This is a genomic window from Candidatus Sodalis endolongispinus (genome assembly GCF_018777395.1).
GTDB classification, from domain to species: Bacteria; Pseudomonadota; Gammaproteobacteria; order Enterobacterales; family Enterobacteriaceae; genus Sodalis_B; species Sodalis_B endolongispinus.
The window spans coordinates 1,202,510-1,226,767 of the sequence record NZ_JAFJYC010000001.1; the positions used below are offsets into that span (position 1 = coordinate 1,202,510).

Below are 24,258 nucleotides of genomic sequence, written 5' to 3' on the forward strand. Positions count from 1 at the left end.
AATGCTGGAAACGTGATCAATCTAACACCTTGCTGATTGACCGTAAAGAAAGTTAAGCTACCCAATGAGTATAGCACTTTCCCCAATGGCAACTTGTTATTCCTTTTTTCCCCATCCCGCCTGGTTTCTCCGCCGCCGAAAACTGACAGTGCTTCACTATCGGTGTTAGGATGGTGAGTGAATGATAAAATCGGTAATGACTATGCAAGACAACCTTCTCAGAATCGCCACCCGGCAAAGTCCTTTAGCGCTTTGGCAGGCAGGATACGTGCGCGATGCATTGCTACGCCATCACCCGCATTTTCAGGTAGAGCTGGTGCCTCTCATCACCCGCGGCGACATCATTCTTGACACGCCATTGGCAAAAGTCGGCGGCAAAGGGTTATTCATCAAGGAATTGGAACGGGCGCTTGTGGAGCATCGCGCCGACATCGCCGTGCATTCGATGAAAGATGTTACGGTTTCATTCCCCGCCGGTCTGGGACTTTGCGTGCTGTGCGAGCGCGACGACCCGCGCGATGCCTTTGTCAGCCCGCGTTACGCCAATCTCGACGCGCTGCCGCCGGGCGCGATTGTGGGCACCTCAAGCCTGCGCCGGCAATGCCAGTTGCGCGAACGGCGCCCCGATGTGATAGTGCACGATTTGCGCGGCAATGTCGGCACCCGGCTGGCGAAACTGGATCGGGGCGACTTTGACGCGGTCATTCTAGCGGTGGCCGGCCTGAAACGGTTGGGTCTGGAGGACCGCATCCGTCAGGCCATCGATCCCGCGGAGTCACTGCCGGCGGTAGGTCAAGGGGCGGTCGGCGTCGAATGTCGGCTTGACGATGCCCGTACGCTGGCGCTGCTGGCGCCGCTGCATCACCGGGAAACCGCCCTGCGCGTCGGCGCCGAACGCGCCATGAACGCCCGTCTGCAGGGTGGATGCGAGGTGCCTATCGGCAGTTATGCCGTGCTTGACGGCGATGAAATATGGCTGCGCGCGCTGGTGGGATCGCCTGACGGCACCATCGTCATTCGCAGCGAAGGACGCGCGCCGCTGGCGCTGGCGGAGCAGCTTGGCTTGCGTTTGGCGGATGATTTACTGGACCGCGGCGCCCGCGCCATCCTGGCCCGCGTTTATCAGGATAATCCGCCGCAATGAGCATCCTCGTCACCCGCCCATCGCCCGCAGGCGAACAGCTGGTGAACAGGCTGCGCGCCCGTGGCAAATCCGCTTGGCATCTGCCGCTTATCGACTTTACCCCGGGCAACGATCTGCCGCACCTCGCCCAGCGCCTTGCCGATCTGATGGCCGGTGATTTGCTATTTATCGTCTCTCAACATGCCATTAACTACGCCCATCCCTGGCTGACGCAACAAGGCGTCACCTGGCCGGCCAGGTTGCGCTATTTCGCCGTAGGCCGTACTACCGTCCTGCGGCTGCACGGTCTTTGCGGGCTGCCGGTCAGCTATCCCGATGAGGGGGAAACCAGCGAGGATTTGCTGCGCCTGCCGGCGCTTGCGCGCATCGAGGGCAAGCGCGCGCTGATTTTACGCGGTAACGGCGGGCGGGAAGTGCTGGAGCAAACTTTGCGCCAGCGCGGCGTGCACACTACCTATTGCGAATGCTATCGCCGCAGCCCGATCCACTACGACGGCGAAGAGCAGGGCCGGCGGATGCGGACGCTGGGCATCGACACGCTGGTAATTACCAGCGGCGAAATGTTACAACAATTCTATACTTTAATGCCTGAATACTATCGCCACGCCTGGCTGACGCATTGCCGGCTGATAGTCATCAGCGAACGTTTAGCCATGCTTGCCCGCCAATTGGGCTGGACGGATATCGTCGTAGCGAACGCAGCAGACAACGATGCTTTGATGCGCGTATTGCTCTAATTTAATCATGGGACAGGCCAACATGACGGAACACACTACTCCAACGATCCCGCAGGATGACGCGACCAGGAAGACCGATAGCCCGCATGCTTCGACCCCGCTCTCCGGCGATGCCGGGCCTCGGCCCGCCGTCACCACGCGCGCCGCGGGGGGAAAAACCCCGCCGGTCGGTAATGGCAAACCGGGCAAGACGGCCGGTGGGCGCCGGCCGCTCGCGCTAATAGTGGCGGTTCTGGCGCTGATCATTGCGCTATTATTGGCGCTGGGCGTCTATATCGCCGCGCGTCAGCAGGAGGCCGCCCGTGCGCAGTTGCAAGAGGGGCTTGATGCACTCAGTCAGGCCCAGCAGACACAACGCCAGCAATACCAGGACGCGCTAGCCGCCCAGGGGCGGGCGCTCGACGCGGCACGGGCGCAGCAAGACGCCCAGGGGCGCGAGCTGGAGGATTTGCAAAATAAACTGACGGCCATTACCGGCACCAACGCCAATACCTGGCTGCTGTCGCAGGCGGATTTTCTGGTAAAAATGGCCGGGCGTAAATTGTGGAGCGATCGAGATGTCGTCACCGCCGGCGCACTACTGAAAAGCGCTGACGCCAGTCTGGCGCAAATGAACGATCCCAGCCTGACCGAAGCACGACGCGCAATAACCGACGATATCGGCACCTTGGCCGGGGTCAGCCAGATAGACTTCGACGGCATTATTCTCAAGCTCAATCAGTTGACCAATCAAGTAGATAATCTGCGTCTGGCGGATAACGACAGCGATGAATCGCCCATGGATAGCGACAGCGGTGAATTGTCGGGGTCAATCCAGGAGTGGCGGCAGAATCTCAGCAAAAGCTGGCACAACTTCATGAACGATTTTATTACCGTGCGTCGCCGTGATACCGGCGCCGAGCCGCTGCTGGCGCCGAATCAGGATGTTTACCTGCGGGAAAACATCCGTGCACGGTTACTGGTCGCCGCCCAGGCAGTGCCGCGCCATCAAAATGAAATCTACCAGCAGTCGCTGGATTCGGTTTCCACCTGGGTGCGCGCTTATTTCGACACCGACGACGCCAATACCCGCGCCTTCCTGAGCCAGATTGACGCGCTGGGGGAGGAGGATATCACCATGAACCTGCCGGACAGCCTGCAGAGCCAGCCGCTGCTGGATAAACTGATGCAGACCCGGGTGCGCAACCTGCTGGCCCAGCCGGCGGCCCCCGCCGCACAGGGAGAATAAGCGATGCTCAAGGTTTTGTTGCTGTTCATCCTGCTGTTCGCGGGCATTGTGCTCGGTCCGCTGGTCGCCGGTCATCAGGGTTATGTGCTGATTCAGACCGACAACTACAATATTGAGACCAGCGTTACCGGTCTGGTGATTGTTCTCATCCTGGCGTTTATCGTCCTGTTTATTATCGAATGGGTTATCCGCCGACTGTTTCGGACCGGGGCGCGTACCCGCCGCTGGTCTAACGGCCGCAAAAATCATCGCGCCCGCAAGCATACCCTGGCGGCACTGATGAAGCTGACCGAAGGGGATTATAGGCAGGTGGAAAAACTGCTGGCGCGCAATGCCGATCACGCCGATCAGCCGGTGGTCAACTACCTCCTGGCGGCAGAAGCCGCACAGCAGCGCGGAGACGATTTGCGCGCCAATCAATACCTGGCGCGCGCGGCGGAAGTAGCGGACAACGATCAATTACCGGTGGACATCACCCGGGTACGTATTCAGCTGGCACGCCATGAGGATCATGCCGCGCGCCACGGCGTCGACCGGTTGCTGGAGACCGCGCCGCGCCATCCGGAAGTGCTGCGTCTGGCGGAACAGGCATTCATCCGTACCCGTGCCTGGCAGTCGCTGCTGGATATTCCGCCGGCGATGCGTAAGGTGCAGGTGTATGACGAAGAGACGTTGAACCGCCTGCAGTATCAGGCTTTTAACGGGCTGATGGACCAGATTATGGAAGATCAGGGCAGCGAGGGTTTAAACCGCTGGTGGCGCGAGCAGAGCCGGAAGGTGCGCAACGACGTCCCTCTGCAAGTGGCGTTGGCCGAACATCTCATCGAATGCAACGATCACGACACCGCCCAGCGCCTTATCGTCAAAGCGCTTAAGCATCATCACGCCGACGATAGATTGCTCCTGCTGCTGCCGCGGCTGAAAAGCGGCGATCCAGAGCAGGTTGAGAAAGCCCTGCGCCAGCAAATCCGTCAACAGGGAGATACGCCGCTGTTAGACAGTACGCTGGGGCAGCTGTTGATGAAACGCGGCGAGTGGCAGGCCGCCGCCGAGGCCTTCCGCGCCGCGCTTAAGCAGCGCCCGGATGCCCATGACTACGCTTGGCTTGCGGACGTGCTTGACCGGCTGCATAAGCCGGAAGAGTCGGCGCAGATGCGTCGCGAGGGCTTGATACTGACGCTGGCGGCGCCGCAAACTAAAGCATACGGCCCGGCCGGCGCGTCGGCGGCGTCGATTCAAACGCCGGCGGGCGCCCCCTCTGCAGGCCTGCTGAAAACGTCCCCCGCCGATCCCCGTCCTGACGCCGGATTGGAAAAGTAAATACTGCGCCGTCGGGAGCGGCAGCAAGGCGGCGTGCCGGCGTAAAATGCCCTGCCGCCCTGACGCCGGCCATTAAAGTGAATGGCCGCCAATCTGATGCCGGCCGCTAAAAATAAACGACGCCGACGCCGGGGGGGACGGCCGCATGCCGGCAGGCGGCAGGGCGTTAGTCCTGTACCGTCAGTTGCCGCTGCTCGCCGAGCCCCTCGACCCCCAGCCGCAGCCATTGGCCCGCCCGCAAGAACACCGGCTGCGGTTTCTGCCCCATCCCCACCCCCGGCGGCGTACCGGTGGCAATGATATCGCCCGGCAACAAACGCATGAACCGGCTTAAATAGCTGACAATCTCTTGGACGGTGAAAATCATCGTCGCCGTGGAACCGGTCTGATAACGCTTACCATCCACCTCCAGCCAGAGCTGCAACGCCTGGGGATCGCCTATCTCATCGGCGGTCACCAGCCAGGGGCCGATAGGACCGAAACTGTCATACCCTTTGCCTTTATCACAGGTCCCTCCCCGCTCCAGTTGCCAATTCCGCTCGGAAACATCGTTCACTACGCAATAGCCCGCCACGTGCTGCAGAGCGTCTTGCTCGCGGATATTGCGGCCGCCTTCACCCACCACCACGCCAAGCTCGACCTCCCAATCGGTTTTCAGCGAGTCGCGTGGAATATGCAGCGCATCATAGGGGCCGCTGATAGCGCTGATCCATTTATTAAACACGATAGGCTCGGTGGAGATCGTCGCACCCGTTTCGGCCGCATGATCGGCATAATTCAACCCGATACAGACGAACTTGCCCACCTGACCAACGCAGGGGCCGATACGCGGATCGCCCGCCACTTTTGGCAACGTGTCAGGATCCAGGGCACGCAGGCGGGCAAGCGCCGATGGTAACAGCGCCTCGCCGGCAATATCGTCTATCACCCCGGCCAGCGATCGGAGTTGACCGTTGCTGTCCAGAAGACCCGGACGCTCTTCCCCCGGCGGACCGTAACGTAATAGCTTCATACATCGCCTCCTTAGCGGCGAGAAAAAAATAAAAGCGTTGCAGGCCACCGTCAGACGCGGGCCTATCCTTTAGTGCAGCTTGACGAAAATTGCCCGGCGATGAAAAATGACCGGGCAGGGCATTTTTGCTTTCTACCAACTTGTATTTATAGCAAAACGCCTAGCGGCGTAGGGAATTTGCTTACTGGCCGGGGGCCGGAACAGGACGTTCCAGGTGTCACCGGCTTTTTTTATCTCACCATAGGGCCAAGCCCACCCGCGGGACATCCTTCTCAGGCGACCAGCGGTGTATTTGCTCCCGCATAAGCTTACTGTGCCGGACAGCCAGTCACTGCCCGTACCATCGTGAGCCTCTTTCACCCCTCAGCATACGGCATCTTTCTTCCCGCACGGGCGTCAGTGCCTGGTCACCACTCAGCAGACGTCACCTTTCTTCCCGCACGGGCGTGAATATCTACCGCCCATCGCAGAGGGCATCTTTTTTCCCACACGGGCGTCAATGCCCTGCCGCCGGCGCGACCCCAGGCGCTATTGCGCCGGCGCGGGCTCGGTAGCTGTAGTGCCCGCAACGTTCGGTTTAAGCGCCCACCAAAGCGTCCAGCGATCGTTTTCCACAATCGGCTGTCCCGCCGGCAAGCGCGCGAGGATATAGGCAATCAACTGTGCCAGCGCCTCATCGCTTAATTCATGCAGGATCGAACGCCAGGTACGGCGGCGCAAATCGGCCGCCAACGCGGCGCTATCGGCGTACTCGCGCCGGGTCTCCCATAAAGTGGTGGTCGGACGCAGTTCAAACCCCGTCGCCGTTAACGCCGCCTCAATCGCACCGCTGGCGGGGCGGCGCTCTCTTTCATAGGCGGCTAACTGCGGGAACAAATCGAAAAACCAGCCGCGCATATGCTCGGGCGATCCCGGCAAGAAGACATCTTCCGGCGTTCTGTCCTGAATCAGCAGGAGTCCCCCCGGCGAGAGGATGCGCCATGCTTCAAGCAAAAAAGGGTGCGGCGAAGCGAAATGGTGAATCAGGGCGCGGGCGAAAACGATATCCTGACTGGCGTCAGCCAGCCCGGTAGCGGCCGCGTCACCCTGCACAAACGCGACATTGGTCAATCCCTGCACGGTTTCCTGCGCATCGTGCAACATCTGCGCGGAAAAATCGACGCCGGTGACCTGCCGGGCGCCCAACCCTGCCCAGACAGCGCTATAGATGCCGCAGCCGCAGCAGATATCGGCAATCGCTTTACCGGCGGGATCCACCCGCTGGCAAATAAAATCGCCCCAGCCGGCATGAGCTACGCGCTTGGCATAGGTATATTGATTAGAACTAGCATGAAAATCGATTGCCATCGGTACACCTCGCATGCGGATGAACCACGCGCCGCAAAAGGCGGTGGCATAGGTGACTCTATCCGGGCTGCGTAGAAAACCTGAACAGACGCCGCTTTATCGCGTCGGCGCCTTTTAGATGCGGCTTAAAACCCCAAAGGCGTCGCCGGCGAGGCCTGCCCGCGCCGCGTCATAGGCATTGCGCCGTATGACCGGGGACAGCGAGATAGGTCAAATATCGTCCATGACGCTGGTATGCATGAATAGATTCAACGCCTCACGATAGCAGTCTTGCTTCTGCGCATCATGTTCGGTTTCCAGACGCTCCAGCAATAGCGCCAGAATCAATTTATGGCTGACGGGACGGCCGGTCAATTGTATTTCTCTAATAATCGTCGCCAGCAGATCCTTCGCCTCAAGCGCCCCGGCGGCCGGAAGCGTCGCGGGGGGAAGGATCGGCTGTTCCGTTTCAACGTTTACGCTGCTCATGAAGTCTCTCTCAAATAACCTGGCATCGACGGCGCCGCGGTAGGAAAAGGCGTTGTTTAGAATAGTGACCGGGAAAGCCAGCCTGCACCGCCGCCAAGGACCACAACCCCGGCGTCAGCGAATTAACTTTAGACGGGGTTAGCGGCTTTTCAACGCCGATGGTAAAAAATACTTTTCCTGCCGGGAAAGGACTGGCCGCTGGGGATTTGCCGCCGGGTGCTCCATGCTGCCAGTGACAAGGAATCGGCGGGCTTGCCGGGAATAATCCACGGCAATGACGCGAGAAAACCGCTACCGCGCAAGCCGCAAAAACGGGGCATAAGCCCCGTGTAAATCAGTTCTGGTGCCCGTTCGGCGTCGCTCGATTGTCCAAAGCGGTCCGCCGCCCGCGCCCCTGGTTCACCCCAGGCCGTTGGCGACAGGCGCCGCGCAATAGCGGCGACGCCTTAATAAAGCCCGGCCTTACCGATTGAGCCGAACAACGTCATTTTGTTACGGATCACCTCGCGGGCCGCCAGGATAGGCTCGGGATAAATTACGTTCGGATCCCACCAGCTTTCCCGGCTCAAGATCTCGCGCGCTTTAGCGAAATAGGCAAACTTCATATCGCTGGAAATATTGATTTTGCCCACGCCCAGGGTCACGGCCTCGGCTATTTCGGCGTCCGGGTTGGACGACCCGCCGTGCAGTACCAGCGGAATCGACACGCGCTGCGAGATTTCGCGCAGAATGTGCATCTGTAGCGCCGGCTTGACGTCTTTGGGATAAATACCGTGCGCGGTGCCGATGGCCACCGCCAACGTGTCCACACCGGTGCGGGTGACGAAATCCTGCGCCTGCGCCGGATCGGTATAGGTGATTTTCGACACCCCGCCCTCCACCGAATTCCCGGTCTGACCGATCGTACCCAGCTCCCCCTCCACCGACACCACGACCGCGTGCGCCAGCCGCACTACCTCGCGGGTTAACGCCACATTCTCCTCATAGGGCAGCAGCGCGCCGTCGATCATCACCGAGGTAAATCCGCACTGAATGGCGCGCTGCACATGCTCGATGGAAGCGCCGTGATCCAAATGCAGGACAAAAGGCATCGTGCTTTTCAACGTCCTTTCGCGCACATAGGCAAAAAAAGCATCGGTGACAAAATCATGTTCACTGGGATGAATGGAAATGATAGCCGGTGAACGGGTGGCTTCCGCCTCTTCCACCACCGCACGGATGAAGCAGCTGTCGGCCACATTAAACGCGCCGATAGCGAAACGGTGCTCGCGGGTGGGTTGCAGGATGTCGTTCATAGAAATCAGAATGATATCTTCCTTCTGGGTTAAATTGCGGATAAAGGTTGCTCGCATCGGCACCGTGGCGCCGATGAACAGTAGGTTATGGGTGTTGCCGGCCGGAATCAGGCTTTATGGGCCGACCCGGACCAGCCGAGATATTCGGCCACGACTTCCTGACAGGCGGATTCCATCAGTTGCAGCAACTCCGCCAGTTCAACCTCGGGATGCTGGCGCAGCCCCTCCTGCAGGGCGGTTTTGCCCGCTTGGGCCACGGCGACGCCGACGTTGATCTTGGCCACGCCGTACTGGCTGACCCGGCGGATATCCTCCGGTCGGGTTCCGCTGCCGCCGTGTAGCGCGAGCGGTACGCTGGACGCGCTGTGGATGGCCTCCAGCCGCTCAAAATCCACCTCCGGCGTTACGCCCGCCGGATAAAGGCCGTGCGCGGTGCCCACCGATACCGCCAGCAAATCGATGCCGGTCTGGCGCAGGAAAGGCTCGACGTCCGCCACCGCGGTCATCATCTGCCGCGCATCCGCGACCTGATAAACTGGCGCATCGGCGATATGCCCCAACTCGCCCTCAACGCAGACGCCGTCGGTCGCCGCCAGTTGCACCACCTGACGTGTTTGGCGAATATTCTCCGCCAGCGGCTGGCTGGAAGCGTCAATCATCAAGCCGCCAAAACCGGCGCGAAACGCCTGCCAGATCAGCGTGCTATCGCTGCCGTGATCCAGACTGAGCGTTACCGGTACCGCAGCATCCTCGGCCAGCGCACGCACCAGCGGTACCGCCACCCGCGGCGGCAGATGGCCGCAATGGCCCTGATAGAGGTTGAGGATCACCGGCGCCCGTTGTTGCTCGGTGGCGCGCATGGTGGCGCGCGCGGTTTCCAGATTGAAACAGTTAATGGCTAACAGCGCGTACTGCCGCCGGCTGGCATCGTCCAGCAGACTCTTCATAGCGGCAAACATGGCAACTCCCGTTATTCCAAAGTGAATTTGATGTCTTCATCCCGCACCGACTTATCTTCCACATCATCGAACTCCTCATCCGCCTCGGTGACCCGTTTTTTCAACAGTGACAGCATGCCGCCGCAAACCACGGTACCGATGCCGAGCGCCAGGCAGAACATCACCGGCCGGGTAAACAGCGGCACCACAAACATCCCGCCGTGCGGCACCGGCGCCTCGATGCCCCAGACCATAATCAGGCCGCCCGCAATAGCCGATGCCACAACGCACGACGCCACCACCCGCAGCAAATCCCGCGCCGCAATAGGGATAACCCCTTCGGTTATCATGCAGATCCCCATCGGGAAAGCGGCTTTGAGCGCTTCTTTCTCCGCGCGGGTGTATTTGTACCGGGTAAGCAAAAACGACAGGGTGATGCCAAACGGCGGAATGATGGAGCCGACGAATTTCACCGCCTCCGGGCCATAGATGTCGTCCACCAGCAGACCGTCGGCGAACAGCGACATGGTTTTATTCACCGGGCCGCCAAAATCGAAGGTGGCCATAGCGCCCAGAATAGCCCCCATCAGGAAGCGCGATCCGCCCTGCATCGACTCCAATAGATGGATCAGCTCCTTTTGCAGCCAGACGATAGGCTGGCCGATAAAGGTCATCATCAACAGTCCGGCAATGACGGTGCTTAGCACCGGCAGGATCATCACCGGCATCACCCCCTGCATCGACGCCGGCAGCTTGATAACCCGACGCAGCAAGAGCACGGTGTAGCCCACCAGAAAACCGCCGAGAATACCGCCGATAAACCCGGTCTGGATCTGAGCGCAAATAAAACCGATGATAAGCCCCGGCGCGAAACCGGGACGATCGGCGATGGCGGCGCTTATCAGCGGCACGATAAGACCCATTCCCCATCCGCCTATCTTGATTAAGCATCCAGGGTACGCTGCCGGTCTTCTGACCAACGTCAGGCCCGCTAATGACCTGTCCCAGCGCGATGCAGATCCCCGCGGCGACAATCAGCGGGATCATCCAGGAGATGCCGGTCAACAGATGCCCTTTGATGACGGTGCCAGTGTTTTGTTGACTCACGTTCATGATGTGGCTCCCGAAGCCGTTGGTTATCAGGCCCGTTCCAGCGAGCCGGCCACTTTTTCCAGGAACTTGACCGGTGATTTAATCACCACGTCGGTTTTTACCCGCACCAGACGCTTGCCCTTAAAGCGTTCCTCGCCATTGATTTTGATATCCACCGCCAGGATCACCACATCGGCGGCGGCAATCGCCTCCGGCGTCAGCGGGTTCCTCCATCGTCTTCTTACCCAGAAGGCGCTGGAGCTCCCGGACCTGCTTCAATGCAGCTGCAAGCTCAGAGGCAGGAACAACGTCCTCCCGGCAGTGAGGCTGCCTTCCTGATATTGCTTTTTCCACTTAAACAGCAGGCTGGGCTGGATACCGTGCAGTCGTGCGAGATGGGAGACATTCATGCCGGGCTCCATCCTCTGCTGAATAATGGCCATTTTTTCCTGAGGAGTTTTACGTTTACGGACTTCTTGACCTAACAGGATCCCGGTCATATCAAAATTGGCGTTAGTGTTAGACATATATTCAAGCCTATCTCTTATCTGGAGATACAGCTACTGTCTGGTGTTTCAGGGGGATAAATCAGCCATGAATCACGCATTCTCCCTTGTTAACGGCGCTAGCAGTCATACCATTCACCGCCAAATCAAACCGCATTCTCCGGGAGGCACCAAAAACCGTAGAGAATCGACAGAGGGTCACGGCTAAGTCATCTTGGTAGGTTTGTGCGATGGCTTCGCCGTTGACTTTGGTTCTGCGTAATAATTGATTTATCCCCCTGAAACACCAGACAGTAGCTGTATCTCCAGATAAGAGATAGGCTTGAATATATGTCTAACACTAACGCCAATTTTGATATGACCGGGATCCTGTTAGGTCAAGAAGTCCGTAAACGTAAAACTCCTCAGGAAAAAATGGCCATTATTCAGCAGAGGATGGAGCCCGGCATGAATGTCTCCCATCTCGCACGACTGCACGGTATCCAGCCCAGCCTGCTGTTTAAGTGGAAAAAGCAATATCAGGAAGGAAGCCTCACTGCCGGGGAGGACGTTGTTCCTGCCTCTGAGCTTGCAGCTGCATTGAAGCAGGTCCGGGAGCTCCAGCGCCTTCTGGGTAAGAAGACGATGGAGGTTGAGATCCTAAAAGAAGCCGTGGAGTACGGCCAGTCACGAAAATGGATAGCGCACGCGCCCTTGTTGCCAAAGGCCGGGGAATAGCACAGGTCAGCCGCGCCATGAGCGGGTCGCGTGCGCCGCTGTCACTGCGGATTAAGCGTTCTGCCGACTGGCAGGACAGGCGCTGTAACCGGCGTAATGACGAAGCAGACGCTGAAATACTGTCGGACATCCTCGACATCATCAGCGATATGCCCAGCTACGGCTATCGGCGGGTGTGGGGCATCCTGTGTAAACAACGTCGCGCAGAGGGACTGACGCCGGTAAATGCGAAACGACTTTACAGGATCATGTGTGAGCATAACCTGCTGTTATTACATTGAAAACCAGAGCGGCCGAGGCGTGAGCATAAGGGCAGGATCGCGGTGGCAGAAAGCGATATTCGCTGGTGTTCAGATGGCTTCGAGTTCGGCTGCGACAACGGTGAAAAACTGCGGGTCACGTTCGCACTGGACTGCTGCGACAGAGAGGCCATAGACTGGGCTGCGAGCACTGGAGGCTACGACAGTTCGACCGTGCAGGATGTGATGCTGAGGTCGGTAGAAAAGCGCTTCGGCGACAGGTTACCCGATACAGCGGTGCAGTGGTTGACGGACAACGGTTCAGCGTATACCGCGCATGAAACGCAGAGGTTCGCCAGAGAACTGGATCTGGAGCCCTGCACAACAGCGGTGAGCAGCCCGCAGAGCAATGGCATGGCCGAACGGTTCGTGAAGACGATGAAGGAAGACTATATCGAGTTCATGCCAAAACCGGATGCGAGAACAGCCCTGCGAAACCTTGCAGCAGCTTTCACGCATTACAATGAAAACCATCCGCACAGCGCGCTGGGATATCACTCTCCGAGAGAATACCGGCGGCAGCGGGCTTCGTTAACTTAAGATACAAAAGCTGTACGGAGATGGCGGGGCAAGATCAGCGTTGCTTCGCTTCGAGGGGGTATTTACGCATCTTAAAGTTATCCATGATGTGCATAATGTCAGTGACACGGGCACCATCAACAACAGTTCCTACCTTTATCAACGCTTTCTCATCGTACCTTAAGTGGACCGGCCATCAGGGGCCATAAGGTACACACGGCACAGAATGTCACCCAGCGGCATGTTTCAGCGGAGAATAAGGAGAGAGTACGGCGAGTATGGCGAATTTTTGGCGAGAGCTGAGGGACAAGAAACTGCATAACGCATGAAAGGAAGAAATTGGAGCGGGAAACGAGGCTCGAACTCGCGACCCCAACCTTGGCAAGGTTGTGCTCTACCACTGAGCTATTCTCGCTTGGGCGTAACGCGAAAGTCTGACGTTACGGGGAGCGAATTATACGGCAAACCTGCCACGCTGCAAGCCTTTCAGCGTTAAAAAGGGCTTTATGCGCTGCGATTGGTGCAAAAATAACCACACTCCCCCCGTTTTTAACGTCGAGCACTATAGGCGAATAAAATGCTCGCGATAATAGGCCAGCTCAGCCACCGATTCGCGGATATCATCCAGCGCCTGATGGGTATTATTTTTCTTTAGCCCGGCCAGGATTTCCGGCTTCCAGCGGCGGGCCAGTTCTTTCAACGTACTGACATCCAGATAACGATAGTGGAAATACGCCTCAAGCGCCGGCATATAGCGGAACAAGAAGCGCCGGTCCTGGCCAATGCTGTTGCCGCAAATTGGCGATTTGCCGGCGGGCACCCAGTCGGACAGAAAAGCCAGGGTCTGCGCTACCGCCGCCTCTTCATCTAGCGCGCTTTGCCGCACTCGCTCAACCAGCCCGCTGGCGGTGTGGGTGCGGACATTCCAGTCATCCATTAACGCGAGTTGCGCGTCGGATTGGTGTATGGCCAATACCGGACCTTCCGCTAAAATAGCCAGATTAGCGTCAGTGACTAGCGTCGCTATCTCGATAATGCGATCGCGTTCGGGATCCAGCCCTGTCATTTCCAGATCGATCCAAATCAGGTTGTTATCATTTACCGGCATGATTTTCTCGTAGCAAGGGATTTTACGGCTTATCTGGTAGAATACTCTGTATGATAGCCGTTTTCATCGCCACGGGCGATTCATCCGTACTAAGTGAGGCGCAGTGAGTAAAAATAAACTGTCCAAAGGTCAGGAGCGCCGGGTACAGGACAACCATCAGCGCCGCCTGCAGCAGCGCGAGCGCGGCGCGGCCCAATGGGACGACCAGCCGTTAGGTGAGCCCCAGGAGGGCGTGGTGGTCAGCCGGTTTGGCATGCATGCCGACGTGGAGGATGCCGCGGGCCGCATTTATCGCTGCAATCTGCGCCGCACGCTCAAATCTCTGGTCACGGGCGATAGGGTGGTCTGGCGCGCCGGCAGCGAACAGCCGACCGGCGTCAGCGGGATCGTGGAGGCGGTTCATCCGCGCCGCTCCGTGCTCACGCGTCCTGATGTCTATGATGGCGTCAAACCGATTGCGGCAAATATGGATCAAATCGTCATCGTCTCCGCCCTTTTGCCCGAGCTGTCTTTGAATATTATTGATCGTTATCTGGTGGCGTGCGAAACGGTAGAGGTGGAGCCGCTTATCGTACTGAACAAAATCGATTTGCTGACGGCTGCGTCCCGCACGGAAGTGGAGCGGCAGATGGCTATCTATCTTCGCATAGGCTATCGGGTGCTGATGGTGTCAAGCCATACCGGCGAGGGGATGGACCCGTTTCAGGAGGCGCTGACCGGGCGCACAAGTATTTTTGCCGGCCAGTCGGGGGTGGGTAAATCGAGTCTGCTTAATGCGCTGATGCCGCCAGAACACGAGAAGATTCTGGTCAATAGCGTCTCCGATAACTCAGGGCTCGGGCAGCACACCACCACTACCGCCCGGTTATATCATTTCAGCCATGGCGGTCATTTGATCGATTCTCCGGGGGTGCGGGAATTCGGCCTGTGGCATTTGGCGCCGGAACGCATAGCACGCGGTTTCATCGAATTCAGGGAGTATCTGGGCACCTGCAAATTTCGCGACTGCCGACATGATACCGATCCCGGCTGCGCCATCCGCGGCGCGGTGGAAAGCGGCGCTATCGCCCGCGAGCGGTTCGATAACTATCATCGCATCCTCGACAGCATGGCGCAGGTCACTGCCCGTAAGTCGTTTTGATGGCCCGATCGCTGACATTTAACGCCGCCGCCGGTACAATGCGGCCCCATTTTGGCTAAACAGATAACGAGAACGAGGCCCCCGTGCTGGACAGGATAAAGATAGCTTTACAACACCTACTGCCTAAACGCTGGCTGACTGAGCTGGCCGGTTGGGGCGCGGAACGCCGCGGCGGCTGGCTTACCCGCGGGGTCATTACGCTGTTTGTGCGCGGGTATAAGGTCGACATGCAGGAAGCACAGCAGCCGGATGTGGCCGCCTATCCCACCTTTAACACATTTTTTGTCCGGCCCCTGCGCGATGAAGCCCGGCCCATTGATGCCGACCCCGCCGTGCTGGTGTTGCCGGCGGACGGGATAATCTCCCAGTTCGGCCCCATCGAAGGCGAGCAGGTGTTCCAGGCGAAGGGCCACCATTATAGTCTGGAAGCCCTGCTGGCAGGCAATGAGTCGATGATAGACCTGTTCCGCAACGGCAGTTTCGCCACCACCTATCTTGCCCCGCGCGATTATCATCGCGTACATATGCCCTGCAACGGCGTATTACGCGAAATGCTGTACGTCCCGGGCGAGCTGTTTTCGGTGAACCCGCTGACAGCGGCCAATATTCCCAATCTGTTCGCCCGCAACGAGCGGATTATCTGCCTATTTGATACCGATTTCGGCCCGTTGGCGCAGATTATGGTGGGTGCAACCATTGTCGGCAGCATTGAAACCGTGTGGGCGGGAACCGTCACGCCGCCGCGAGAGGGGATTATCAAGCGTTGGCGCTATCCTCAGGCCGACGCCGACGGGGCGGTGGTGCTGCTCAAAGGCCAGGAAATGGGGCGTTTCAAGCTGGGCTCTACCGTTATCAATCTGTTCGCCGGCAAAAACGTACTGCTGGGCGATCATCTGTATACCCGTTATGTCACCCGCGTTGGGCAGCGACTGGCCCACGGCATCGCGCAGACCGACAGCCCGCTGACCTGAATTACCTACGGTTAACAAGAGAGTTTTCACCTTGCGCCTGATTACGATTTTCCTCCTGGGGTGGCTGCTGGCCTCCCCGGCCTTCGCCGTCAATTTCCCTGACGAGGGCCAGATCAAAAAAGATCTGCAGCAGGCGCAAGATGACAAAAACGCGCCGAACCAGGCGGCGATTGTCGAGGCGCTGCAGTCAGCGCTGAACGCCATCGCAGAAGGCAAAGCGTCCAGCGCTAAAATCAGCGAATATCAAAAGGCTATCGATGATTTTCCGGCGCTCACCCGTCAACTGCGCGATGATAAAGACAGCGAGCCGGATGAGCCTGCCGCGCTCAGCCCTAAACTCGACAGCAGCGAACTCAATCAACGGCTGTTACAGGCCAACAGTCAATTACTGGATTTGACCGACCAGCTACAGCAAGAGCAAGACCTGGCGCGCGCCATCAGCGACTCGCTGGGCCTGCTGCCACAGCAACAGACCGAAGCACGCAGAGCGCTAAACGATGTGGAACAGCAGCTCCAGGCGCTGCCCACGCCGGCCTCGCCGTTGGAACAGGCGCAGGCCACCGCGTTGCAGGCGGAGCAGGCCGCCCGCCGGCTGAAGGTTGAGGAGTGGGACCTCGCTCAGTTGAGCGCCAATAACCGTCAGGAGTTATCACGCCTGCGCGGCGAATTGCTAAAAAAACGCCATGATCGTGCGGACAAGGAGCAGCAGGCGCTGCGCAATCAGCTTAATAGCCTGCGTCAGCAGGAGGCAGAGCAGGCGATTGAACATACTGAAATGCTGGCGGAACAGGTTGGCGAGCTGCCCAAGTCGATCGGCTACCCGTTGCAAACCAACCGCGAACTGTCCACCGCGCTGAACCAACAGGCGCAGCGCATGGATCTTATCGCCTCGCAACAACGTCAGGCCGCTTCGCAAACCCTGCAGGTGCGTCAGGCGCTCACCACGCTGCGCGAGCAGGCACAATGGCTGGATGAATCGCCGGCGCTGGGGGAAACCTTGCGCGCTCAGGTGTCCAGGCTGCCGGAGATGCCGAAGCCGCAGCAGCTTGACAGCGATATGGCCCAGCTGCGCGTCCAGCGCCTGCATTTTGAAGACTTAATGAACAAGCTGCCGCAACTTGCTCAGGGCGCGCAGGATGACGGGTCACCGCTGACGCCGGCGCAGCGCCGCATTCTCGACGCGCAGCTCGCCACCCAGCGCAATCTGCTCAATGCGTTGCTGACCGGGTGCGACACGCAGATCCTGGAGCTCACCAAGCTGAAAGTGGCCAATAGCCGGCTTGAAGAAGCGATGAATGAGATTCAGGAAGCGGCCCACCGCTATCTGTTCTGGGTGGCCGACGTGAGTCCGATTACGCTTTCCTATCCGCTACACGTTGGACTTGATCTGCGCCGGCTGGTGACCCTGGACACTTTCAGCCAGTTGACCCACGCGATCGGCATGATGCTGACCAGCCAGGAAACGCTCATTCCACTGTTCTGGGCGCTGCTGCTGGTCGGTTTCAGCCTCAGTTCACGCCGGCATTATCATGCCTTTCTCGATCGTTCCAGCAGCCGGGTGGGGAAAGTCAATCAAGACCATTTTTCCCTGACCCTGCGCAATGTGTTATGGTCGGTGCTGGTTGCCCTGCCGCTGCCGGTCCTGTGGGCGGCGCTGGGCTATGGATTGCGCCACGCCTGGCCCTATCCGGTGGCGGTCGCCATCGGCGACGGCGTCAGCGCCACGGTGCCGGTGCTGTGGGTATTTATGGTGTGCGCTCACTTCGCCCGCCCGCAGGGGCTGTTCGTGGTGCATTTCGGTTGGCCAAAGCAGCAGGTGAAACGGGCACTGCGTTATTACACGCTGTCTATTGGCATGATCGTACCGCTGATCATGGCGCTAATTTCTTTTGATAACTACAGCGAACGGGAGTTTGCCGGCACCCTGGGCCGATTATGCTTTGTTCTGTTGTGCGCCTGTCTGGCGCTGGTCACCAGCAGCCTGAAACGCGCCGGCCTGCCGTTGTATCTCGATAAGCATGGCGCCGGCAATAATGTCGTCAATCGTTCGCTATGGAATCTGATGATCTGCGCGCCTATCGTTGCCGCCGCCGCGGCGTGTCTGGGGCATCTGGCAACGGCGCAAGCGCTGCTGGCGCGGCTGGAAACATCGGTATCGATTTGGTTTCTATTGCTGATTATCTATCACATTATCCGCCGCTGGATGTTTATTCAGCGGCGACGCATCGCATTTGAGCGTACCAAGCAGCGCCGCGCGGAGATGCTGGCCCAGCGGGCGCGCAATGAAGAAGATTTGTCGCAATCACAGCTGAATGAGGTCGCCGCCGAGGTCGATGAGAAGGTGCTGGATCTCGATACCATCAGCGCACAATCGCTGCAGCTGGTACGGTCGATTCTGACGCTGATCGCGCTGCTATCGGTGACTTTACTGTGGTCAGAGCTGCATTCGGCGTTTGGTTTCCTGGAAAATATCACTTTGTGGGATGCCACTTCGACGAATCAAGGGGTAGATAGCATTCAGCCGATTGCGCTCGGCGCAGTGCTGATAGCCATACTGGTCTTGATTATCACCACTCAAATGGTGCGCAATTTACCCGCGTTGCTCGAGCTGGCGCTACTGCAGCATTTGGATTTGACCCCCGGGACCGGTTATGCCATTACCACGCTGACCAAATACGGTCTGCTGCTGCTGGGGGGGCTTATCGGTTTTTCCATGATAGGCATCGAGTGGTCGAAATTGCAGTGGCTGGTAGCGGCATTGGGCGTTGGGCTGGGGTTTGGTCTGCAGGAGATCTTCGCCAACTTTATTTCCGGTCTGATGATCTTGTTTGAAAAACCGATCCGTATTGGCGATACCGTGACCATTCGTAACCTGACCGGCAATATTACCCGGATCAATACCCGCGCCACTACAATCACCGACTGGGATCGGAAAGAAATCATCGTTCCCAACAAGGCGTTTATCACCGAACAATTCGTCAACTGGTCGCTGTCCGATACCGTAACGCGCGTGGTGCTTAGCGTGCCCGCTCCGGCCGGCGCCAATATTGAACAGGTGACCCATATTCTGGTGCAGGCGGCGCGCCGTTGTCCGCTGGTGCTTGAGTTGCCGGCGCCGGAGGCCTTTTTGGTGGACTTGCAACAGGGTTTGCCGCTGTTTGAGCTGCGAATGCACGCGGCAGAGATGGGGCATCGGATGCCGCTGCGCCACCAGGTGCACGCGCTGATCCTCGAAGGCTATCACGAACACGGTATGGAATTACCCTTCCCTCCCTTCCAGCTGCGCCAGAATCAGATTAAGGCTGATAATACGCCCGGTAACCGCATTAAGCCGGAAAGCGGCTCGCTTTGACGGCCGGGGTGCCGCCACCTGCCCCCGACGGCTGAACGTCGCGGCAGTTGTGCCGTCCCCGCCGGTACCGCGAGGTCAGGGAGGCGGTGCCAACGGGCGCAGGCGGTGTCGGCGGAGACGGGATACATGGGGGAGTCACGACGTTACCGACAGCACTCGTTTAGACGAGCATTAGCAGCGTTAGCGCTTAGGCGCGCTCCACCGGAAAAGCGATAACATCGCTCAAGCGCTCGGCTTTAAGCGCCAGCATGACCAGCCGGTCGACGCCCAACGCTACACCGGAACATTCCGGCATCCCTTGTGCCAGGGCCGCCAGTAAATTCTCATCGATAGGCTGCTCGCCAAGCGTCATCGCCGCCCGCTTGCGATTGTCCTGCTCGAAGCGTTGACGCTGCTCACGCGCATCGGTCAGCTCACGGAAGCCATTAGCCAGCTCGATGCCTTTGAAATAGACTTCAAACCGGTCCGCTACCCGATGATCCTCGGTGCTGATTTCTGCCAGCGCGGCCTGAGAAGCGGGGAAATGGTAAACGAAAGCCGGCTTATCGTGGCCGATATTCGGCTCCACCACCATCGCAAACAGCAGTTGCAGAAGCGTATCGCGATCGTCTTCCGTCGAGGCCGCCTCTTTAAGATCCCATTTTACCGCCGCGTCATACAACTGCCCCTTGTCCGCCGATAAGGGATCGATTCCCACATGGCGGGTGAACACCTGCTGATAAGAAAGCGTTTCCGCACTGTCGCAGTCCAGGATTTGCTGCATCAGATCGTCGACCTCATTCATCAGACGGTACATGTCGTAATGGGGACGATACCACTCAAGCATGGTAAATTCTGGATTATGATAACGGCCGGCTTCCTCATTACGAAAACTGCGGCACAGCTGGAAAATAGGGCCGCTTCCCGCCGCCAGCAAGCGCTTCATGTGATATTCTGGGCTGGTCATCAGGTACAGCGGCATGCCGTCAGCCGCTCCCGGTCCGATGTAACGGGTCTGGAAAGGAACAAGATGGATATCCGTTACCGTGGCTTGACTCATCGCCGGCGTTTCCACTTCAAATAATCCGCGTTCGCTGAAAAACCGCCGGATCTGGGCCACGATAGCAGCGCGCTTTAACAAATTGGCAATAGGCGCGCTTGGTTGCCAGCTGGCCGAATCGCTCATAGCTTTCCCTCCGTTAAGCAGGGGATGCAGTCTACCCGTATCTTTGAGCGCAAACAAACATCACCGTCGCGCTTTTTAACCTCGATCCCGTGCCGTCAGGCCGCGCGTTAACGCTTTCCATGTTTAATACAACTACATGGCGTGCTTGACGTCAGTCGTCCTTGCGGGTTTTATTATCATTCCGCGGCGGAATACTACACTTAACATTCTTTTCCCTCATGGATGATGCGCTATGGCTGTATGGAGAAACCTTTCGCTGCTCCTCTCTTCTCTACTGTCTTTATCCTGCAGCGTATCGCCGCCTGCCGGCGTGAAACCAGTTGATCATTTTACCGTCGATCGCTATTTGGGCACATGGTATGAAATTGCCCGTCTCGATCACACTTTTGAACGCGGTCTGAGTCATGTCACCGCGCGGTATGTTCTCCGCCCTAACGGCAGTCTCAAAGTTATCAATAGGGGATACTCCGCGGCCAAACAACGCTGGCAGCAGAATATTGGTAAGGCTCACTTTATTGGCTCACCGCATACGGCGTCGCTAAAGGTGTCGTTTTTCGGGCCCTTTTACGGCGGTTATCATGTTATCGCACTGGATAAAGATTACCGTTACGCACTGGTCGCCGGACCGAGCCATGATTACTTGTGGCTATTGTCGCGTACTCCAACGCTTGAGGAGCAGGCCAGGCAAGCGCTGCTGCAGACCGCAAGGACGTTTTATTTCCCGGTGGATGACCTGATTTGGGTCAAACAGGACATGCCACCGCCGTCGACATAAGCCGTGAGTGCGCCACCACACCCGGTGCGCGACCACCTGCCGCATAAGCAGCCCCCGTTGAGTGCTATGGAGGCAATGAGATTACGCTAGCGCAAATCACCGGCGAAGATAAGGGAGTCAGAGCGGTTGCGCGCGGTGAATAAACCTTGGCAAACGGAAAAACAGATGCCATTCGCGGCTATGAAGCGGCGAGAAATTATGCGTGGACAGCTGTGACCCTGGCTAACACAGCGGCTATTAGGGACATCAGGGTTCACAAGGGAAACGGGGTAGTAGAAGGTCAAAGCAAGCAAAGGGATACGGCCAAACACGTGTTATGGCCGTACCACCCCAAGGGCATCGCCAGTGCAGAATCACCCAACACACCCGCAGGGTGCCGTACGCCAAGGTGAAACGGGATAATTACCGGCGTGCCATTACTGTGCTGCGCGCTGAATTGCCTCACCACCTGCAGAGACGTCTTCGCCGGCGCCGCGGGTGGTGTTACATGCGGTCAGAGAAGACAACACCATAACTAATAACAGGGCAATGATAGTTTTTTTCAACATAATATTATCCTTATAATGAACACCAAACGTGATTCACTATAAGCATAGTTTAACTATCCGTTTTTGGCGGCCAACAGGCGCACTTTCAGACTTTTTACGCGTTGTAATCAGCTAGCTACACGGGAAATCGCCCCGCCGAGATGCTGCACATCTTCCCCGAAGCCGCGTGTGGTATTACACCCGCTCAACACCGTTAACGCTAAAACAGCGAGCAGCAATAACCTGGTCATCTTTGCCAACTTGAGTCTTACATTTCACGAATGCCAAAAATTAGCAACGGCCGCCTCGGGGCGGCATTTCCCGCACGGCGTTATTTGACTCGGGAGACATACTCGCCGGAGCGGGTATCCACTTTGATCACTTCACCAATCTGCACAAACAGCGGCACTTTCACCACCGCGCCGGTGGTGAGCGTGGCCGGCTTGCCGCCGGTGCCTGCGGTATCGCCTTTCAGGCCCGGATCGGTTTCCGTGATTTCCAGCTCGACGAAGTTAGGCGGCGTCACGGCAATCGGCTGGCCGTTCCATAGGGTCAGCACACACTCGGCCTGTTCCACCAGCCATTTGGCATTGTCGCCCACCGCTTTAACATCGGCAGCCAACTGCTCAAAGTTTTCGTTATTCATGAAATGCCAAAACTCACCGTCGTTGTACAGATATGTCAGGTTCATATCCATCACATCGGCGGCTTCCACCGAGTCACCGGATTTGAAGGTTTTTTCCAGCACTTTGCCGGAAACCAGCTTGCGCAGACGGACCCGGTTGAACGCCTGACCTTTGCCGGGCTTCACGAATTCATTCTCAATGATCGCGCACGGCTCGCCATCAAGCATGATTTTAAGACCGGAACGGAATTCATTGGTACTATAAGACGCCATGGTGGTCCTATTAAATATAAACTTGGTAATTAAGCCAAAAAATGGCACATATTATAACCCGAAATACGCTCGCTAGAGAAGATTGGTTACATCAACTTGCCGATGTCATTACCGACCCTGTGCAACTTCTTGAGCTTCTCGGGCTCGATCGGCACCCCGGCCTGCGCGAAGGTGCCGAGGCACGGCGCTTGTTCCCGTTCCGCGTCCCCCACGCTTTTGCGGCGCGCATGCTCGCGGGCGACCCGGACGATCCACTGCTGCGCCAGGTGATTACGGCGCGCGAGGAGTTCGATGTGGCGCCGGGATTCAGCACCGACCCGCTGGACGAACAGCACAGCGTGGTGCCCGGCCTGCTGCATAAATATCAAAACCGCGCGCTGTTGCTGGTGAAAGGCAGCTGTGCGGTCAATTGCCGCTACTGTTTCCGGCGCCATTTCCCCTATCAGGAAAATCAGGGCAACAAAACGAACTGGCTGCGTGCCGTTGCCTATATCCGCCAACACCCTTAGCTGAATGAAATCATTCTTTCCGGCGGCGATCCGTTAATGGCTAAAGATCACGAGCTGGATGAACTTATCTGCCTGCTGGAAGAGATCCCTCACCTGACCACCCTACGCATTCACAGAAGACTGCCAGTGGTGATCCCGGCCCGTATTACCGCACGTCTATGCCAGCGGTTGGCTGGCTGCCGACTCAAGGTGGTATTGGTAACGCACATCAACCATGCGCGCGAAATCGATGCCGCTTTGTGCGAGAGTACGACACGGTTGCGCAATGCGCTGGTGACTTTACTTAACCAAAGCGTCCTGCTGCGCGGGGTCAATGATAACGCCGATACGCTGGCGGCGCTGAGTGAAGCCTTGTTCGCCGCCGGCATTCTGCCCTACTACCTACATGTTTTGGACAGGGTGCAGGGGGCGGCGCATTTTATGGTAGAGGATAAGCAAGCAAGGGAGATCATGCAGCAGCTACTGAAGAAAGTCTCAGGCTATCTGGTGCCGCGACTGGCGCGGGAAATCGGCGGCGAACGCAGCAAAACACCACTGGATCTTGGATTGCGGCAACGCTGATGGCGAAAATTGCGCGACGTGTTACGCTCCAGTGCGCCGGATGGCGTACCATTACCCGGGATTTGCCGGGCGACGCACCCTGGCCTGTTAAAGGCCGGGGATGCACGGAGCCGGCAAACGCCAGCTATCGTTGCCGCCGGGCATTATGGGCAGGTAAAGACTTTTCCTTGAATTTTGCTGTCCAGCGGCACAAAGCTCGCCAGGTAGGTTTCTTACTAACCGGACTGGTGGCACCGTAAATGACATTGCCACCCATAGCCGCCGCACGGTTCCTTAAATCATTCGCCGCGCCGCGCATGGCGCTGTTATCACCGTTTTGCCCGGAAAGCCAATTGCTCTGGGTACCGGTAAGCTCGCCCAAAAGGCGGCACTCGCTGCCGGGCTGTTCGTCGGTGAAACGCACCGATTGGCCGGCTGCCGTTAATTCATGTGTGCTGCTGCATCCCGCCATCAACAGACTGCCGGCACAAAGCATCATTAAGAATGTGGTCCGCATCTTTTCCTCATGAGTTCCTGTAGGGTGGAGCAAATTGGCTGTGTGCGCCACGCTTCCCTCCGTCGCAGCCAGTCCGTATTTTTCGGCGATCCGCCCTGTGGACGCCCTGAGTTTATACCTTAAAACCCGCTTC

At 58.0% G+C, this 24,258-nt stretch carries 18 protein-coding genes, 1 tRNA gene and 6 pseudogenes; 10 read left to right on the forward strand and 15 right to left on the reverse strand.

All coding sequences use genetic code 11. From position 1 onward, the window contains the following. Positions 1–202: 202 nt before the first annotated feature. From hemC to hemY, 4 genes are read left to right on the forward strand one after another with little or no spacing between them, the layout of a single operon-like run. Positions 203–1,144, forward strand: a complete 942-nt coding sequence (gene hemC / locus JZM24_RS05925; protein ID WP_215669009.1) for a hydroxymethylbilane synthase — start codon at positions 203–205, stop codon at positions 1,142–1,144. Next, complete coding sequence (gene hemD, locus JZM24_RS05930; protein ID WP_215669010.1) at positions 1,141–1,881, forward strand: uroporphyrinogen-III synthase; 741 nt, start codon at positions 1,141–1,143, stop codon at positions 1,879–1,881. The genes hemC and hemD overlap by 4 nt, the downstream gene beginning before the upstream one ends. Before the next feature lie 22 nt (positions 1,882–1,903). Further along, positions 1,904–3,109, forward strand: coding sequence for a uroporphyrinogen-III C-methyltransferase (hemX, locus tag JZM24_RS05935; protein ID WP_215669011.1), 1,206 nt, complete (start codon positions 1,904–1,906; stop codon positions 3,107–3,109). A 3-nt stretch (positions 3,110–3,112) separates the two neighbouring features. Further along, positions 3,113–4,429, forward strand: a complete 1,317-nt coding sequence (gene hemY, locus JZM24_RS05940; RefSeq protein ID WP_215669012.1) for a protoheme IX biogenesis protein HemY — start codon at positions 3,113–3,115, stop codon at positions 4,427–4,429. Positions 4,430–4,595: 166 nt separating this feature from the next. On the opposite strand, the gene JZM24_RS05945 is transcribed toward hemY, so the two are convergent. The 8 genes and pseudogenes from JZM24_RS05945 to JZM24_RS05980 form a co-directional block, all read right to left on the reverse strand. Beyond that, positions 4,596–5,441, reverse strand: coding sequence for a fumarylacetoacetate hydrolase family protein (locus JZM24_RS05945; RefSeq protein ID WP_215669013.1), 846 nt, complete (start codon positions 5,439–5,441; stop codon positions 4,596–4,598). 528 nt (positions 5,442–5,969) lie between these two features. Then, entirely contained in the window at positions 5,970–6,788 is an 819-nt protein-coding gene (locus tag JZM24_RS05950) for a class I SAM-dependent methyltransferase (protein WP_215669014.1), read from the reverse strand. A 210-nt stretch (positions 6,789–6,998) separates the two neighbouring features. Further along, a complete protein-coding gene (locus JZM24_RS05955) occupies positions 6,999–7,256 on the reverse strand; it encodes a biofilm development regulator YmgB/AriR family protein (protein WP_215669015.1) in 258 nt (85 codons plus the stop codon). A gap of 446 nt (positions 7,257–7,702) precedes the next feature. Next, positions 7,703–8,563, reverse strand: a complete 861-nt coding sequence (locus JZM24_RS05960) for a ketose-bisphosphate aldolase (RefSeq protein WP_215670024.1) — start codon at positions 8,561–8,563, stop codon at positions 7,703–7,705. 95 nt (positions 8,564–8,658) lie between these two features. Then, positions 8,659–9,510, reverse strand: coding sequence for a class II fructose-bisphosphate aldolase (locus JZM24_RS05965; RefSeq protein WP_215669016.1), 852 nt, complete (start codon positions 9,508–9,510; stop codon positions 8,659–8,661). Positions 9,511–9,521: 11 nt separating this feature from the next. Further along, positions 9,522–10,602: pseudogene (locus JZM24_RS05970) on the reverse strand (PTS fructose transporter subunit IIC). Positions 10,603–10,628: 26 nt separating this feature from the next. Next, positions 10,629–10,808: pseudogene (locus JZM24_RS05975) on the reverse strand (PTS fructose transporter subunit IIB); the annotation flags it as partial. Position 10,809: 1 nt separating this feature from the next. Continuing rightward, a pseudogene (locus tag JZM24_RS05980) lies at positions 10,810–11,081 on the reverse strand (transposase); the annotation flags it as partial. 363 nt (positions 11,082–11,444) lie between these two features. Here JZM24_RS05980 and JZM24_RS05985 point away from each other — a divergent pair. Then, positions 11,445–12,643, forward strand: a pseudogene (locus tag JZM24_RS05985) (IS3 family transposase). A 319-nt stretch (positions 12,644–12,962) separates the two neighbouring features. On the opposite strand, the gene JZM24_RS05990 reads toward JZM24_RS05985, so the two are convergent. Further along, positions 12,963–13,037, reverse strand: a tRNA-Gly gene (locus JZM24_RS05990). A gap of 147 nt (positions 13,038–13,184) precedes the next feature. Beyond that, positions 13,185–13,730 carry an oligoribonuclease gene (orn, locus tag JZM24_RS05995; protein WP_215669017.1) on the reverse strand — a complete coding sequence of 182 codons (546 nt, stop codon included), beginning with the start codon at positions 13,728–13,730 and terminating at the stop codon, positions 13,185–13,187. Between the two features lie 103 nt (positions 13,731–13,833). Between orn and rsgA the strand changes: the two genes are divergently transcribed. The 3 genes from rsgA (at position 13,834) to mscM (ending at position 19,194) form a co-directional block, all read left to right on the forward strand. After that, positions 13,834–14,871, forward strand: coding sequence for a small ribosomal subunit biogenesis GTPase RsgA (rsgA, locus tag JZM24_RS06000; protein ID WP_215669018.1), 1,038 nt, complete (start codon positions 13,834–13,836; stop codon positions 14,869–14,871). 83 nt (positions 14,872–14,954) lie between these two features. Continuing rightward, entirely contained in the window at positions 14,955–15,842 is an 888-nt protein-coding gene (gene asd / locus JZM24_RS06005; RefSeq protein ID WP_215669019.1) for an archaetidylserine decarboxylase, read from the forward strand. Between the two features lie 31 nt (positions 15,843–15,873). Beyond that, on the forward strand, positions 15,874–19,194 hold the full coding sequence (gene mscM / locus JZM24_RS06010) for a miniconductance mechanosensitive channel MscM (RefSeq protein ID WP_215669020.1): 3,321 nt from the start codon (positions 15,874–15,876) through the stop codon (positions 19,192–19,194). A 187-nt stretch (positions 19,195–19,381) separates the two neighbouring features. Here the strand turns inward: mscM and epmA are convergent, their stop codons facing one another. Beyond that, on the reverse strand, positions 19,382–20,359 hold the full coding sequence (gene epmA / locus JZM24_RS06015; protein ID WP_215669021.1) for an elongation factor P--(R)-beta-lysine ligase: 978 nt from the start codon (positions 20,357–20,359) through the stop codon (positions 19,382–19,384). Between the two features lie 232 nt (positions 20,360–20,591). Between epmA and JZM24_RS06020 the strand changes: the two genes are divergently transcribed. Continuing rightward, positions 20,592–21,134, forward strand: coding sequence for a lipocalin family protein (locus JZM24_RS06020; protein WP_215669022.1), 543 nt, complete (start codon positions 20,592–20,594; stop codon positions 21,132–21,134). 416 nt (positions 21,135–21,550) lie between these two features. Here the strand turns inward: JZM24_RS06020 and JZM24_RS06025 are convergent, their stop codons facing one another. From JZM24_RS06025 to efp, 3 genes are all read right to left on the reverse strand, one after another. Beyond that, positions 21,551–21,682 (reverse strand): entericidin A/B family lipoprotein, encoded by a 132-nt coding sequence (locus tag JZM24_RS06025; RefSeq protein WP_215669023.1) that lies wholly within the window; start codon positions 21,680–21,682, stop codon positions 21,551–21,553. A gap of 107 nt (positions 21,683–21,789) precedes the next feature. Further along, a complete protein-coding gene (locus JZM24_RS06030; protein WP_215670025.1) occupies positions 21,790–21,912 on the reverse strand; it encodes an entericidin A/B family lipoprotein in 123 nt (40 codons plus the stop codon). An 80-nt stretch (positions 21,913–21,992) separates the two neighbouring features. Beyond that, a complete protein-coding gene (efp, locus tag JZM24_RS06035; protein ID WP_215669024.1) occupies positions 21,993–22,559 on the reverse strand; it encodes an elongation factor P in 567 nt (188 codons plus the stop codon). 41 nt (positions 22,560–22,600) lie between these two features. Here efp and epmB point away from each other — a divergent pair. Beyond that, positions 22,601–23,629: pseudogene (epmB, locus tag JZM24_RS06040) on the forward strand (EF-P beta-lysylation protein EpmB). Positions 23,630–23,772: 143 nt separating this feature from the next. Here epmB and JZM24_RS06045 read toward each other — a convergent pair. Then, positions 23,773–24,125, reverse strand: a pseudogene (locus JZM24_RS06045) (DUF4156 domain-containing protein). Between the last annotated feature and the right edge of the window lie 133 nt (positions 24,126–24,258).